Genomic DNA, 15233 nt, shown 5'->3' on the forward strand with positions numbered 1-15233 from the left:
GGTTCTCCCTGGACTACCCCGACATCGCGGCGCTGGCCGTGGCCGATCGCATGCCCCGACTGGCCGCCGGCCCCGCCGAACTACGCGAACTCCTCGACGACGCACCCGAGATCGAGGAGATCCTGGAACGCACCGACGAGCGTGCCTGGGTGGCGCTGCCGATGATGGCCGCCGGCCGCCCCATCGGAGCCCTGCGTTTCTCCTTCACGTCCCCGCGCGAGGTCACCGACGAGGAACGCGTCTTCCTGGAGGCGCTCGCCGGACAGTGCGCCCTGGCCATCGGCCGGGCCATCGTCTACGAGCGTGAACACGGCACCGCCGAGGAGCTCCAGCGCAGCCTGCTGCCGGAGGAGCTGCCCGAGGTCCGAGGCGTGCGCCTGGCCGCCTACTACCGGTCGGGTTCCCAACACGTGCAGGTGGGCGGCGACTGGTACGACGCCTTCCCCCTGCCGGACGGCCGCGTCGCCGGGGTCCTCGGCGACGTCATGGGCAAGGGCATCCCGGCCGCCGCGGGAATGAGTCGGATCCGCAACGCGTTGCGTGCTCTGGCCTTCTCCATGCCCGAACCGGCCGACGTCCTGACCGGACTCGACCGCATGTTCTCGGCCACGGAGGGAATGGATCAGGTAACGACCCTGGTCTACTTCGTCTTGGACCCGGTGACCGGACAACTCGACCTCAGCAACGCGGGGCACCTTCCCCCGCTGGTCGTCGCCGGCAACGCCGGGCCCTCGCTGCTGGAGACCGAGCCGGACACACCGCTCGGAGTCAGCTCCACGAGGGGTCACCACAAATTCTTCGTCCAACCCGGTAACACCGTCGCCCTTTATTCCGATGGACTGGTTGAGAACCGCAAACGATCGGTCGACGCGGGGCTCGACGAGCTGGTCCAGAAGGCGGCTGATGCCCGACCCGATGTGGTGGGCGATCCACAGCAGATGCTGGAGTACCTTGTTGAGAGCATGCTCGAAGGGTATGAGCAGGACGATGATGTCACTCTGCTCGCCGTTCAGCTTCCGGTGATCGATTCGGTGTCAGAGCGGTAGACCGTACGAACAAGTCCATTGCCTTGCTTACAGTGAAGAAGCCGCCGCGCCCCATGAAGCGGGGGTGACCCCGGCTTCCCGCCCAGTGGGGAAGATCCCTGGCCGCAGGTGGGAGAGGGTGCAGTACCCGGTCCCGGCCATCCGGACCACCGGGTCCGACGAATCTCGCCACACGTCCGTTCGAGAGGTGTTTGTGTCATCTGCCAGTTCGACTCGCTCGAAGCAGTCCGAGTCACTGCAAGAGCCCGTCATTCAGCAGCTGATCGAGCGTGGGCGGTCCCAGGGCTTTCTTGAGCCCGAGGACGTGCGCCGTGCCTTCGAAGAGGCCGAAATCCCGATGTCGCAGGCGCAGTCCGTGCTCCGCAGCCTCGCGAAGGAGGGCGTGACCGTCCTGGTTCCGGAGTCGGCTTCCTCCCGGCGCAAGACCACGCGGCGCAAGACCACCACGTCTCGGTCCAGCACCACCACCACCCGCTCGACCACCAAGCCCGCGCGCGCCGCGGCGGCCGCCCAGGAGCAGCCGGAGACGGTCACCGCCGTCGTCGACTCCGAGGAGACCGCCGAGAAGAAGCCCGCGGCCAAGAAGACCACCGCGAAGAAGGCGGCCGCCCCCAAGAAGGCGGCCACCAAGAAGACCGCGGCGACCAAGGCCCCGGCCAAGAAGGCGGCGACCAAGAAGTCCACCAAGAAGGACCTGGAACTGGCGCCCGACGCCGGTGACACGGCCGATGACGGTCTGGACGACGACCTCGAACACACCGGCGCCGAGCTGGAGCTGGTCGAGGACACCCCCGACACCGAGTCCGCCAAACCGGCCAAGCCGGAGACGGTCGGTGCCCCGGTCAAGCCCAGCAAGGACGACGACTCCTTCGTCCTGTACGACGATGACGACGACGCCCCCGCCGCACAGGTGGTCGCGGCCGGTGCCACCGCGGACCCGGTCAAGGACTACCTGAAGCAGATCGGTAAGGTGCCGCTGCTCAACGCCGAACAGGAGGTCGAGCTCGCCAAGCGCATCGAGGCCGGCCTGTTCGCCGAGGAGAAGCTCTCCGAGGAGGACGACGTCCTCACCTTCGAGCTTCGCGACGAGCTCGAGTGGATCTCCGAGGACGGAGGTCGCGCCAAGAAGCACCTGCTCGAGGCGAACCTGCGTCTGGTCGTCTCCCTGGCCAAGCGCTACACGGGTCGAGGCATGCTGTTCCTGGACCTGATCCAGGAGGGCAACCTCGGTCTGATCCGCGCGGTGGAGAAGTTCGACTACACCAAGGGCTTCAAGTTCTCCACGTACGCCACCTGGTGGATCCGTCAGGCGATCACCCGCGCGATGGCCGACCAGGCCCGCACCATCCGTATCCCGGTGCACATGGTCGAGGTCATCAACAAGCTGGCCCGCGTGCAGCGCCAGATGCTCCAGGACCTGGGTCGTGAGCCCACCCCGGAGGAGCTGGCCAAGGAACTCGACATGACCCCGGAGAAGGTCGTCGAGGTGCAAAAGTACGGCCGCGAGCCGATCTCCCTGCACACCCCGCTCGGCGAGGACGGCGACAGCGAGTTCGGTGACCTCATCGAGGACTCCGAGGCGATCCAGCCGGGCGAGGCGGTCAGCTTCACCCTGCTTCAGGAGCAGCTGCACTCGGTGCTGGACACCCTGTCCGAGCGTGAGGCCGGGGTGGTCTCCATGCGCTTCGGGCTCACCGACGGCCAGCCCAAGACTTTAGACGAGATCGGCAAGGTCTACGGGGTCACCCGTGAGCGCATCCGGCAGATCGAGAGCAAGACGATGTCGAAGCTCCGTCACCCGTCGCGTTCGCAGGTGCTCCGCGATTACCTGGACTAGTCGGTCGGCCCAGGACCAGACCACAGCCGTGGACTGAAACAGCGAAGGCGCGCCCTCCCGTGGGAGGGCGCGCCTGTCGTTTTCTCGTGCCCGGCCCGCTCACGGGCGTGTGGCGACCCCCGCGTGTCCCTCGCGTAGCGCCGGGCTGTTCAATCCCCCGCACGGAGTCCGATCTCCATCCGATGGGTCCCATGCTGCCCCACGCACTGTAGGTGCGGCATAAAATCCACCTGGTCCGGTTTCGTGCACGCTTCGGTCGACGGAAAGCACGTATCCGCTAATCCCGGACCACCACGTCCATCGTGCGTGCGGTGCCCGGCTTGGCGGCGGGCCGGAGTTCGACGGTGTGGCCGAGGTCGCGCAGCGCCGTCACCAGCTCCTCGGGGGTGCGGGCCTCGACGTTCTCGGTGATCAGGACCCGGGCGACGTCCCCGCGGGTGGCCTTGGCCATGTGGCTGACCACGGAGCGCTTCACCTGACCATCCACCTCGCGTTCTCGCAGGACCCGCACGGCCACGGTTCGCTCGGCGGCTTCACCGGCCGGCTTGAACGCCACGGCGTAGGACGCGGAGCGGCAGTCCACGAGCAGACGCCCCTCGGTGAGTTCGCCCAGTGGGCCGGTGAGCGCCTTGCGCCAGTAGGCGCCCAGACCGCCCAGGGGCGGCAGCTTCACGCCCATGGAGAGACGGTAGGGCGGCAGGTGGTCGGCCGGGCCCACCACTCCCCACAGCCCGGAGAACACCAGGATCCGCTCACGTGCGCGTTCGTCGTGTTCGGTGAGCAGGCCGGGCAGTCCCAGACGGTCGTAGAGCACCCCCGTGTACAGGTCCGCGGCGCGCAGGGTGGGCGCGGTGGTCAGGTCCAGGTTGCGTTTGAGCGCTTCGGTCTGCGAGACGGACAGGCCCAGCACCTCGCGGGCGGTGTCCTCGGGGCCGGAGCACAGTTCGGTGAGCGCCGCCATGGCCCGTTCCCGGTCCGCGGCCAGTCCTGGCAGGGTGAGCGCGCCGAGGTCCAGGCGCGGTCCGTCGCCGGAGCCGGCCTTGCCCTCGGAGGGCGGGAGCAGGATGAGCATGGATGTTTCTCTTCTTCCGGATCGTCGACGCCTGGGGGCTGAAAAACCCGGACCCATGCTAGATCGTGCTCCGGAGCCGGTGGATAGGATCCGGCGTTCGGCGACCGGTGAGGAAACGAACATGCACGCTTGGGCGGCGAGAGTGTCCAGGGACTGGCCCCCGTTCCAGGTCGAGAACCATGGCGGATGGCGGTTCGGGGTGGCCGACGGGGTCACCAAACGGGCCAACTCCGCGCTGGTGGAGGACCTCGACGCGGACGTCGCGGAGGTCACCGAGTTCTATCGAGAACGGAGCCTGACCCCCTGCGTGCAGGTGTGGCCGGGGCAGGAGAGCGTGGACGAGCGGCTGGCCGAACACGGTTACGAGACCGTGGAACCCAGTCTGGTCCTGGCCCGCGACCTGGACGAACGTCCCGAAGGTCCCGAGCGCACACGGATCACGCACGAACCCACCAGGGAATGGGTCGAACCGTTCGGGGGCGCGGACCCGTCACGGGCCGAGGGCGTGGTGCGCATCCTGGGACGGGTGACCGCGGCGTACGGCGTCCACGCGAGCGGGAACGGCCGTGGCTGCGCGGTGCTGGACGGGGAGTCGGTGGCGATCTGTGCGATGGTCACCGTGCCGGAGGCCCGGGGGCGGGGTGTGGCCAAGGCGGTCCTGTGGGACCTGCTCACCCGGGCGCACGACGAGGGCGCTCGGAAGGCCTACCTGTGCGTGGTGGCCGACAACGGGCCGGCGCTGAGGCTGTACCGGGGCGCCGGTTTCGTCGAGGTCTGTCGGTACCACAACCGGGTGCTCGCGAACTGAAGGGCGGACGCGCCCGGTCGGAGGATCGACCCGGGAACGACGACGGCGGCCCCCTCGGGAGCCGCCGTCATCGCAATCATGCTCGTTGTGGCTAACGCTCATCCCCGCCGCTGTTCTCGCTCTCGGTGAGCTTGCTCGTCTCGTCCTGGATGTCCGAGGCGATCTTGCGGATCGAGTCGTCGTGCTTGCGCATGTGGTGCGCACAGAACAGAAGCTCACCGCCGGAATTCAGCAGTACCCGGACATAGGCCTGTGCACCACAGCGGTCGCAACGGTCGGCAGCCGTCAGCGGCTGAGTGGGGGCAAGGGTTCCAGTCACTTCGCCATCCTCAATACTCGGCGTTAGTCACCTCTGACAACATCTAACCCGACCCAGACGTTCCCAACCTGATCCCGTGTACGCCGACAGCGGAATCCGCCCGGTTCATGCCTGGAAGGTGCAGATTGGGGCCTTTCTGTTCCGACGTCTTGTCTCCTCCTCGTTGTACCCATCGGTAGGCCCCGGCTATCCCCGGAAATCGGGCGTATCCAGGTCGCAACCGTCAGAGGTGGTAGTCTCGCGCGGGGCAGGCCCGACCGATTCCCGACTTCGGTCGGTGGAGCCGGTCGCAGCGCTCCCGGCGAGGACGTCGAGGAGGCGCCCCTCTTTCCGGGGAGGACACGACCCCACCCATACGGCCCGCGTCACGACACAGCCTTCGGCCCGTCGTAACCTGGCCCCTTCAACCGTCGGTGCGGCGCGGTACAAAGGGCACACGCCGCATCAGCGCCCCCGATGGCCCACAAGACGCAGGAGATGTCCGAGTGACCGCCTTGACCGCAGCCGTCCACGACCCCGAGGATTACTCCGCCCGGCACCTGTCGGTCCTCGAGGGTCTCGAAGCGGTTCGCAAACGGCCGGGCATGTACATCGGGTCCACCGACAGCCGCGGCCTCACCCACTGCATGTGGGAGATCATCGACAACTCCGTCGACGAGGCCCTGGGCGGCTACTGCGGACGCATCGATGTGACGCTGCACGCGGACGGCTCCGTCTCCGTCAGTGACGACGGCCGCGGTATTCCGGTGGACGTCGAGCCCCGGTCGGGGCTGCCCGGTGTCGAGCTGATCATGACCAAGCTCCACGCGGGTGGCAAGTTCGGCTCCGGTTCCTACACCGCCTCCGGTGGTCTGCACGGCGTCGGCGCCTCCGTCGTCAACGCCCTGTCCGCCCGGGTGGACGTCGAGGTCGACAGGCAGGGTCACACCCACGCCATCAGCTTCCATCGCGGCATCGCCGGACGGTTCGCCGGTGACGGCCCCGACGCCGAGTTCACCCCGGTCTCCGGGCTGGAGCAGGTCCGCAAGGTCGCCAAGAAGATCACCGGCACCCGCACCCGCTTTTGGCCGGACTCCCAGATCTTCCTCAAGGAAGCCGAGATCGTTCGGCAGAACCTGCTGGACCGGGCCCGACAGACCGCCTTCCTCGTGCCGGGGCTGACCATCTCCGTGCGCGACGAGCGCACCGAGGGCGACCCCGTCTACACCGAGGAGTTCCGTTTCGACGGCGGGATCAGCGAGTTCTGCACCTTCCTGGCCCCGGACGACGCCGTCAGCGACGTCCTGCGCATCCAGGGCAGCGGAAACTTCAACGAGACCGTCCCGGTGCTGGACGAGTCCGGTCACATGGTGCCCGCCGACGTCCAACGCAAGCTGGACGTGGACGTGGCCCTGCGCTGGGGGACCGGCTACGACACCAACGTCCGCTCCTTCGTCAACGTGATCTCCACCCCCAAGGGCGGTACTCACATCAACGGCTTCGAGCGCGCCCTGGTCCGGGTGATCAACGACCAGTTGCGCGCCACAAAGCTGCTGAAGAACAGCGACGATCCGGTCACCAAGGACGACACCCAGGAGGGGCTCACCGCGGTCGTCACCGTGCGACTGCCCGAACCCCAGTTCGAGGGGCAGACCAAGGAGATCCTGGGTACCTCCGCGGCCTCCCGGATCGTCTCCCAGGTGGTCGGCCAGGGGGTGCGCGAGTTCCTCACCTCCACCAAGAAGACGGAGAAGGCCAAGGCCCGCACCGTCATGGAGAAGGTGGTCGGCGCCGCCAAGGCGCGCCTGGCCGCCCGCCAGCAGCGCGAGACCCAGCGGCGCAAGAACGCCCTGGAGAGCTCGGCGCTGCCCGCCAAACTGGTGGACTGCCGCAGCGAGGGCCTGGAGCACAGCGAACTGTTCATCGTCGAGGGTGACTCGGCGCTGGGCACCGCCAAGCTGGCCCGCGACTCGGAGTTCCAGGCGCTGCTGCCCATCCGCGGCAAGATCCTGAACGTGCAGAAGTCCTCGGTCGCGGACATGCTCAAGAACGCCGAGTGCGCAGCGATCCTGCAGGTGGTGGGGGCCGGTTCGGGCCGGACCTTCGACATCGACGCCGCGCGCTACGGCCGGATCATCCTCATGGCCGACGCCGACGTCGACGGCGCCCACATCCGCTGCCTGCTGCTCACCCTGATCTACCGGTACATGCGTCCCATGCTGGAGGCCGGTCGGGTGTTCGCCGCCGTGCCGCCGCTGCACCGCATCGAGCTGACCAACGTGCGGCGCAAGCGGGGGGCCAAGCCCGAGGACCGCTACATCTACACCTACTCCGACGCCGAGCTCCAGCGCACCCTGCTGGACCTGGAAAAGCGCAAGGTCTCCTGGAAGGAGCCGGTGCAGCGGTACAAGGGTCTGGGTGAGATGGACGCCGACCAGCTCGCCGAGACCACCATGGACCCGCGCCACCGCACGCTGCGCCGGATCCGGGTCGAGCAGGCCGAGGAGGCCGCGTCCGTCTTCAACCTGCTGATGGGCAACGAGGTGGCCCCGCGCCGCCGGTTCATCCAGGAGGGCGCTCAGGAACTGGACCTGGAGCGCATCGACGCCTGACGTGACCGTACACGTGAACGGGGCCCGCGCCGTGAGGGAGGACCTTCGGCGCGGGCCCCGTGTCGTACGGTCGCCGGCTCAGGGTGCCTTGGGCGGGTCCCACACGCCCTCGTCGAGGAACCGGTCGATGGCCGCCCGGTACGGGGTGGGGTCCAGGCCCCTTTCCGACACCCACTCGTCGTTGTAGTAGCTGTGCTGGTAGCGCTCGCCACCGTCACAGATCAGTGTGACCACGCTGCCCTTGCGACCCTCGCGGCGCATCCTGTCGACCAGGTGCCACACGCCCCACAGGTTGGTGCCGGTGGAGCCGCCCGCGCAACGTCCCGTGAGGTCGTTGAGGTGGCGCATCGCGGCGATGCTCGCGGCGTCGGGCACCGGCATCATCAGGTCGATCACCGACGGGACGAAGCTGGGCTCCATGCGCGGCCGCCCGATGCCCTCGATCCGCGACGGCATGCCGGTGGCGTAGTCGTGCGCCCCGGTCACCCAACCGGGGAAGAACGCCGAGTTCTCCGGATCCACCACGGCCAGGCGGGTGGGCAGCCGCCGGTAGCGAACGTAGCGGCCGATGGTCGCCGAGGTGCCGCCGGTGCCGGCGCCCACCACGATCCAGTCCGGGTGGGGGTGACGTTCCATCGCCAGCTGTTCGAAGATCGACACGGCGATGTTGTTGTTGCCCCGCCAGTCCGTGGCGCGCTCGGCGTAGGTGAACTGGTCCATGTAGTGGCCGCCGCTCTCGGCCGCCAGGCGCTCCGCCTCGGTGTACATCGCCGGCGGGTCGTCCACGAAGTGGCAGCGACCCCCGTAGCGCTCGATGAGAGCGATCTTCTCCGGGCTGGTCTTGCGCGGAACCACCGTCACGAAGTCCAGCCCCAGCAGCTGCGCGAAGTAGGCCTCCGAGACCGCCGTCGACCCGGAGCTGGCCTCCACGATCGTGGTGCCCTCGGTGATCCACCCGTTGGCCAGCCCGTACAGGAACAGCGACCGGGCCAGTCGGTGCTTCAGGCTGCCGGTGGGGTGCACCGACTCGTCCTTCAGGTACAGGTCGATGCCCCACTCCGGGGGCAGTGGGAAGACGTGCAGGTGGGTGTCGGCCGAACGGGTGTCGTCGGCGATCACCTTGCGCACCGCCTCGTCCGCCCAGGAACGGACGCTGTCGGAACATCGATCGACCCACGGGACGTCGTCCGGGGTCTGGTCGGGTCGTTCGGGAGCCATGTCCGCAGCCTAGCCCCGACCGCCGGCCGAGACGACGAAGGGCCGGACGGGTGGTCCGGCCCTGCGAGCGCTCCGATCAGTCCAGGGAACCTCCGGACATCACCGCGTACATCCTCCTGTAGGTGGCGGCCTCCTCGTGGCGGTTCTGCCGTTCCAGGGTGCGGGCCAGCGCGATGTGGGCCCAGTTGTCCACGGGGTCCAGCTCGATGAGCTTGCGAAAGGTCGTCTCCGCTCTGTTGAGCTGCGCGGAGTAGAAGTAGGCGCGCCCCAGCAACTCCAGGAGGGAGAGGCTGCCGGGTTCGTTCTCCACCACGGGTTCCAGGATGCGGGCGGCGTAGATGGGGTCGCCCAACTCCAGGAAGATGCGGGCCTGGTTGAAGGTGTCGTAGGTGCTCTCTGCCACGGTGCTCCTCTCGACGCCACACCGGACAGGGCACAACGATCCGAGGAAGGGACCGCATTCCCGCCGGGGTGGACGGGCGGACGTGGGCCCGGTGCCGGGAGGCGGCCGTGGTCCCCGCGCCCACTGGAGTGATCCCCGGTCCCGGCGACCCCGACACATCGACGGTCGGGGCCGACCGGGATCGCGTCGATCGGAAGGCCCGAAGCTCAAAGACCGGTGGGGGAGACCCTGCCCGTGTCCACGTCGTAGATCGCGCCGGCCACCGGTAGCCCTTCCGGCAGCAGCGGGTGGTGCCGGATCCGCTCCAGGTCGTGCCCGAGAGCGCCCAACTGGTCGTTGTCGGTGTGGAACTCCAGACTGCGGGTGTCCACCCCGTACTCGTCCATGATGAGGTCGTGGACCACCTGGTCCCCGGCCACGGACGCCATCTTGCAGCGGGTGTGCGGCAGGATCAGCACGCGCTCCACCCCCAGCAGGTACACGGCCAGGACCAGGGTACGCAGGGTGTCATCGGTGACCCGGGCGCCCGCGTTGCGCAGGATCTTGGCGTCTCCGGGTTCCAGACCCAGCATCTCCAGGGGTTCGATACGTGAGTCCATGCACGTGACCAGGGCCAGGCCGCGGGCGGCCAGCGGTTTCAGACCGGCCAGCGAATAGTTCTCGACGTAGGCGGCGTTGGCGCCGAACACGTCGTCGAAGGGCCCCGGGGGAGCGGCGTCCTCGTTCACGCTCATGCGTTCTTTCTCCCTAAGTACATGGGCACACGGACGCGGGCCGCGCAGGGGGTGAACCCGTGCACGGCCCGCGCCCACGTGGCCTCAGGCGTCCTACTCGGGTGCCGAGATACCGGAGTCGGTCTGTCCGCTACCCACGGTGGTGATGGCGCGTGGAAGCGCCTCACCGGAACCGTCCCGCCGTTCGGTGAGGTCGGGCAGTCGAACCGGCTTGCCGTCGGCACGCGAAGCCCTGGCCGGCGAGCGCCCCACCCACGCGAAGAGCAGGGTGTCCTCTCCCTTGAGGTAGCGGTGGCAGCGTACGCCTCCGGTGGCCCGTCCCTTGGCCGGGTAGGACTCGAACGGGGTGACCTTGGCCGAGCCGGCCTGTGTACCCGCGAGGGCGTTACCGCTGCCGGACACGGTCACCACGACCGAGTCCTCGGGGCTCGGCACCGCACCGAACCACAATACGCGGGCGTCCTCGGCCAGCCTGACACCGGCCACCCCGCCGGCGGGGCGGCCCTGGGGGCGCGCCGTCGTGGCGGAGAAGCGCAGGAGCTGCGCCTCGGAGGTGACGAAGGCGAGATCCTCCTCGCCCGTGGACAACTGGGTGGCGCCGACGATCCGGTCGTCGTCCTTGAGCGTGATGATCTCGAAGTCGTCCTTGTGGGGCGGGTAGTCGGGGGCGACCCGCTTGACCACACCGCCCAGGGTGCCCACGACGAACCCGGGTCCGTCGACCCGCATCGACACCACGCTCACCACGGTCTCGTCCCCGTCGAGTTCGACGAACTCGCCCACGTCGAGCCCGTGGGTCAGCGGCGGGGGCGGGTCCTCCTCACCTTCGACCGGAGCGGGCAGCTCCGGTAGTTCCACGACCGGGACCCGGATCATCCGACCCAGACTGGTGACCAGGCCGACGTCCGAACGCGAGGACGTGGGGATCGACACGTGGACCGTGTCGTGCGCTACGCGCAGCCCCTCGTACGGGCGGGGCAGCGTGGCGCCCTTGGTGCGGACGATGCGGCCGTCCACGCCGAACAGCACGTGGCAGGGCTGGTCGGCCATCTCCAACGGGATCACGGCCGAGCGGGTGGCGCCGTCGCTCTCGCGCAACCGGGTGCGGCGGGGGGTGGCGAACTTCTTGGAGACCTCGTTGAGCTCCTTGGACACCAGGCGGCGGAGCTTGCTGTCCGACTCCAGGATCGCGGTGAGCTCGGCGATCTCCTTGTTCAGCTTCTCCCGCTCGGTCTCCAGCTCCAACCGGTCGAAGCGGGTCAGACGACGCAGCGGGGTGTCGAGGATGTAGCGGGCCTGGATCTCGGACAGCTCATAGGCGCCCATGAGGGCCTCGCGGGCGGCCGCGGTGTCGTCGGCCTCGCGGATGAGCGCGATCACGCGGTCGATGTCGAGTAGGGCGACGACCAGACCGTCGACCAGGTGCAGGCGCTCCTGGCGCTTCTTACGGCGGAACTCGCTGCGCCGACGCACCACGTCGAGGCGGTGACCGACGTAGACCTGAAGGAGTTCGCGCAGGCCCAGGGTCTGCGGCTGGCCATCGACCAGTGCCACGTTGTTGATGCCGAAGGACTCCTCCATCGGCGTGAGCCGGTACAGCTCCTCCAGGACGGCCTCGGGGTTGAAGCCGTTCTTGAGCTCGATGACCAGGCGCAGACCCTGGTTGCGGTCGGTGAGGTCCTTCAGGTCCGAGATGCCCTGGAGCTTCTTGGACTGCACCAGTTCCTTGATGCGCGCGATGACCTTCTCGGGTCCGACGCTGTAGGGCAGTTCGGTGATGACCAGGCCGGTGCGGCGGGCGGACACCTTCTCGATGGACACGGTCGCCCGCGTCTTGAAGGTGCCGCGGCCCTTGCGGTAGGCGTCACGGACGCCTTCCAGACCGACGATGGTGCCACCGGTGGGCAGGTCGGGGCCGGGGACGAACTCCATGAGCTCGTCCAGGTCCGCATCGGGGTTGGCGATGAGGTGGCGGGCGGCCGCGATGACCTCACCGAGGTTGTGCGGGGCCATGTTGGTGGCCATGCCGACGGCGATGCCGCTGGTGCCGTTGACCAGGAGGTTGGGGAAGGCCGCGGGAAGGACCTCGGGCTCGGTCTCCTGGCCGTCGTAGTTCGGTTTGAAGTCGACGACGTCCTCGTCGATGGAGGACACCAGCAGCTCGGCGGGGTGGTCCAGACGGGCCTCGGTGTAACGCATGGCCGCCGGAGCGTCGTCGCCGCCCAGGGAACCGAAGTTGCCGTGGCCGTCGACCAGGGGCACACGCATGGCGAAGGGCTGACTGAGCCGCACGAGAGCGTCGTAGATGGCGGAGTCGCCATGGGGGTGGAGTCGGCCCATCACCTCCCCGACCACGCGGGCGCACTTGACGTGTCCGCGGTCGGGCCGCAGACCCATCTCGTTCATTTGGTAGAGGATGCGCCGTTGAACCGGCTTCATGCCATCGCGTGCGTCCGGTAGCGCGCGTTGGTAGATCACCGAGTACGCGTACTCCAGGAAGCTGCCGCGCATCTCCTCGGAGACGTCGATGTCGATGATCTTCTCGGCGAGATCCTCGGGGGGACGGGAAGTAGTACGGGCCATGTCCGTAATTCTGGCCTGCTCCGGTGACTGAAACGTACACGGGAGCGTGGTCGGGCGTGTGTGAGTCGTACTGCAACGGGGTTTCGCGCCGCTCCGGAGAGGGTTTTCCGTCCCCGGCACGGTGCCGGGGACGGAAAACCCTCAACGCTGAGTGACGAACTCTATCCGCTGGTCACAGCGGTCTCTCCGGCGGGGACCTCCAGGGTGGTCCCGTCGGAGAAGCCGACGGTGAGGGTCTCGGAGGTCGGGTTGAACGCCGTGTAGGTACGGGTTCCGGAGTCGTCGAAGACCGCGTAGTGGGCGGTGTCGGCGGTCACGGAGGCGTCCACGGTGCCGAACTCGGCGAGTGTGGAGATCCACTGGTAGGTGTGCGGCTTGGAACCGCCCTCCTCGGGCTCGTAGGTCTCCCACTGCTCCTCGAACATGCGCAGGGCGTCGTCCCCGTCGGACAGGGCCCGGTGCGCCCAGTGGATGTCGCGCCAGATCTCGGGTTCGCCGCCGAGCTTGTCGACGAGCGAGTCGTAGATCGCCCCGGCGTGCTCGGGGTCGTGGCCCAGGTACAGGGAACCGGCGGTGATGGGCAGGTAGTTGATGCCGTAGTGCTCCTCGTGGCCGCCGTCCCACCAGATGCGGTAGTCGCCGCCGTCGCCCCAGACCATGCCGACGACGTCCTCGGGGTAGTCCTCGGGGAAGGTCTCCCCGCCCTGGTCCTGCCAGTAGCGGGCGATGGTGGAGGCCTGGGTGGTGTGCAGGTACACGCCCAGGTCGCGGAGTTCCTCGTCGCCGGTCAGCGCGCCGAAGTGGGCGGTGGCGGCGGCGAAGTGCATGCCCTCGGAGGAGGACTCCTGGTTGTTGCCGGCGGCGAACCCGGCGTGGCCGGAGGCCCAGCCGTGCCCGGCGTAGGGGGAGAAGGACCGCAGACGCGGGAACATCTCGTCGTCGGTGTCGGTGGAGGCCACGTCGCGGATGAGGAGACGGATCATGCCGCCCCAGGCGTCCTCGGCAGCCCACTCGGCGTCGTAGCGGGCGACCACGGCCGCCGCCGAGACGAAGTATCCGTAGTGGAAGTCGTGGTCGTTGAGCTCGGTGGCGGCGCCGAAGCTGTCGGGGTAGCCGAGCATGGCGCCCCATTCGGCGTCGTGGTGGAACTGGCGGGTGCCGCCGACGGTCAGCCAGTCCTCCAGACGTTCCTTGACCAGTCCGAGGAGTTCGTCGCGGGCGTCGGTGTCGCCGATGGAGTCGGCGATGGGCACGAGCTGGGCCAGTCGTCCCATGGCCTTGCCGTCCCAGTAGGTGTCGCCGGGCTCGGGGAAGAGCTCGTCCTCCGCCAGGACCTCGTCGATGAGGGTGGCCATGCGGTCGTGGTCGGCGCTGTCCACCGTGGGCAGGGCGGGCATGATGCCCTGGGTGGTGAGCTCGGTGGTGAAGGACGCGCCCTCCGAGACGCGCATCTCTCCGCGGGGCGAGGCGTAGGTCAGGTCGGTGAGGTCGCCGGTGACGTTCGCCCACTGGTGCGGGTAGAGCGCCATGAGGGTGTCGGTCTCCTTACCCTCACGCGCCTCGGTCGTCAGACTGTAGGTACTGGTGAGGGTGGCGGCGGCCTCGTCGTAGTCGTACTCGACGAGCGAGTCGGTGACGACGGAGTGCGCGTAGGGGGCGAAGGTGTCCAGGTCGTCGGGCTCGGGCAGGACGGCCACGGAGTAGTATCCGTCGTCACCGGTGTCGGCGGTGAGGGTGTCGCCCGAGAGGGTCCAGGGGGCGTCGGAGGGGGAGAACAGGGCGTAGTGGCGGCCGTTGACGGTCGCGCCGACGGTGGATCCGTCCTCGTGCCAGATGTCGGGGGTGCCCTCGAAGGTCACCTCCGCGGCGCCGCCGGAGGTCTCGGCGTAGGCGAAGGGCAGGCCCTGGCCGAGGGTGACGCGCAGGGTGGGGCCACCGCCCTCCCAGTGGGCGGTGACGGTCCAGTCCCCGTGGTCGGCGGTGCGGGTGTCGGGGGAGTCCAGCCCGGCCACGCCGAGGCTGAGGTCGGAGACGGCGGTGTACTCGTACTTGAGGTCGTCGCCCACGAGCTGATGGGAGTCGGGGTAGCCCATTTCCAGGCCGCCGGAGTGCGGCAGGAAGCTCAGTGGGTGGGCGAAGAGGTTCTCGCCGTGGGGGCTGTCGGCATAGCGCTGGAAGATGAGCGAGGACCACCACTCGTTGGTGGGCGCCGGCCCCTCGAAGTCATCGGTGACCTTGGGGGAGACCGGGTTCCCGTCCAGGTCGGATGGTCCCGAGTGGCCCTCGGGGATGGTGTCGGTGTAACCACCGGAGCCGACGGGGACCTCGGCGGCCTCGGCGGAGACCGGGATGATGCCGCCGGTCACGGCATCGGTCACCGCGAGGGCGGAAGCGCCGACCACGAGCGCCGAGGCGGCGGCGAGCAGGCCGAGCCTGCGGCCGCGTGGGCGCCCGTGAGCGGGGCGGCGGGGGTGTGCCATCGTGTGCCTTTCGTGCTTCTGGTGGGGCGCGAAGGTAGCGGGAGCGCTCCCACAGCGGGGAGGACATGAGTCCTGACGGACAGTGTTCGGAGCGCTTGGCGGGAGCGCAATGCCGGCAGACTGGAAAGTTTCCTTACTGTTA

11 protein-coding genes are annotated in these 15233 nt (G+C 68.7%); 4 read left to right on the plus strand and 7 right to left on the minus strand.

The window, feature by feature from the left end; translation table 11 throughout:
- Both K8V84_RS23430 and K8V84_RS23435 read left to right on the plus strand, forming a co-directional pair.
- A partial coding sequence (locus K8V84_RS23430) for a PP2C family protein-serine/threonine phosphatase (RefSeq protein ID WP_304078705.1) occupies positions 1-1046 on the plus strand: 1046 nt, incomplete at its 5' end.
- Positions 1047-1239: 193 nt separating this feature from the next.
- Positions 1240-2883 carry an RNA polymerase sigma factor gene (locus K8V84_RS23435; RefSeq protein WP_304078707.1) on the plus strand — a complete coding sequence of 548 codons (1644 nt, stop codon included), beginning with the start codon at positions 1240-1242 and terminating at the stop codon, positions 2881-2883.
- 277 nt (positions 2884-3160) lie between these two features.
- On the opposite strand, the gene yaaA is transcribed toward K8V84_RS23435, so the two are convergent.
- Positions 3161-3955 (minus strand): peroxide stress protein YaaA, encoded by a 795-nt coding sequence (gene yaaA, locus K8V84_RS23440; RefSeq protein ID WP_304078709.1) that lies wholly within the window; start codon positions 3953-3955, stop codon positions 3161-3163.
- A 121-nt stretch (positions 3956-4076) separates the two neighbouring features.
- Between yaaA and K8V84_RS23445 the strand changes: the two genes are divergently transcribed.
- Positions 4077-4763: a GNAT family N-acetyltransferase gene (locus K8V84_RS23445; protein ID WP_304078711.1), complete on the plus strand. Its 687-nt coding sequence runs from the start codon at positions 4077-4079 to the stop codon at positions 4761-4763.
- Between the two features lie 91 nt (positions 4764-4854).
- Here K8V84_RS23445 and K8V84_RS23450 read toward each other — a convergent pair whose 3' ends face one another.
- Positions 4855-5082, minus strand: coding sequence for a hypothetical protein (locus K8V84_RS23450; protein ID WP_067603379.1), 228 nt, complete (start codon positions 5080-5082; stop codon positions 4855-4857).
- Positions 5083-5567: 485 nt separating this feature from the next.
- Between K8V84_RS23450 and K8V84_RS23455 the strand changes: the two genes are divergently transcribed.
- The gene (locus tag K8V84_RS23455; protein WP_304078714.1) at positions 5568-7673 is read left to right on the plus strand and encodes a type IIA DNA topoisomerase subunit B; all 2106 of its coding nucleotides are present in this window, start codon (positions 5568-5570) and stop codon (positions 7671-7673) included.
- Between the two features lie 78 nt (positions 7674-7751).
- Here the strand turns inward: K8V84_RS23455 and K8V84_RS23460 are convergent, their stop codons facing one another.
- The 5 genes from K8V84_RS23460 to K8V84_RS23480 form a co-directional block, all read right to left on the minus strand.
- The gene (locus K8V84_RS23460; protein WP_304078716.1) at positions 7752-8891 is read right to left on the minus strand and encodes a PLP-dependent cysteine synthase family protein; all 1140 of its coding nucleotides are present in this window, start codon (positions 8889-8891) and stop codon (positions 7752-7754) included.
- Between the two features lie 76 nt (positions 8892-8967).
- Positions 8968-9294: a tetratricopeptide repeat protein gene (locus K8V84_RS23465; RefSeq protein ID WP_304078718.1), complete on the minus strand. Its 327-nt coding sequence runs from the start codon at positions 9292-9294 to the stop codon at positions 8968-8970.
- A gap of 206 nt (positions 9295-9500) precedes the next feature.
- The gene (locus K8V84_RS23470; RefSeq protein ID WP_304078720.1) at positions 9501-10028 is read right to left on the minus strand and encodes a carbonic anhydrase; all 528 of its coding nucleotides are present in this window, start codon (positions 10026-10028) and stop codon (positions 9501-9503) included.
- A 93-nt stretch (positions 10029-10121) separates the two neighbouring features.
- Positions 10122-12611 (minus strand): DNA topoisomerase (ATP-hydrolyzing) subunit A, encoded by a 2490-nt coding sequence (locus K8V84_RS23475; protein WP_304078721.1) that lies wholly within the window; start codon positions 12609-12611, stop codon positions 10122-10124.
- 161 nt (positions 12612-12772) lie between these two features.
- The gene (locus tag K8V84_RS23480; RefSeq protein ID WP_304078722.1) at positions 12773-15091 is read right to left on the minus strand and encodes a glycosyl hydrolase; all 2319 of its coding nucleotides are present in this window, start codon (positions 15089-15091) and stop codon (positions 12773-12775) included.
- Positions 15092-15233 lie beyond the last annotated feature (142 nt).

Origin of the sequence: Nocardiopsis listeri, from assembly GCF_020741345.1 — a bacterium.
Taxonomy (GTDB): domain Bacteria; phylum Actinomycetota; class Actinomycetes; order Streptosporangiales; family Streptosporangiaceae; genus Nocardiopsis; species Nocardiopsis listeri_A.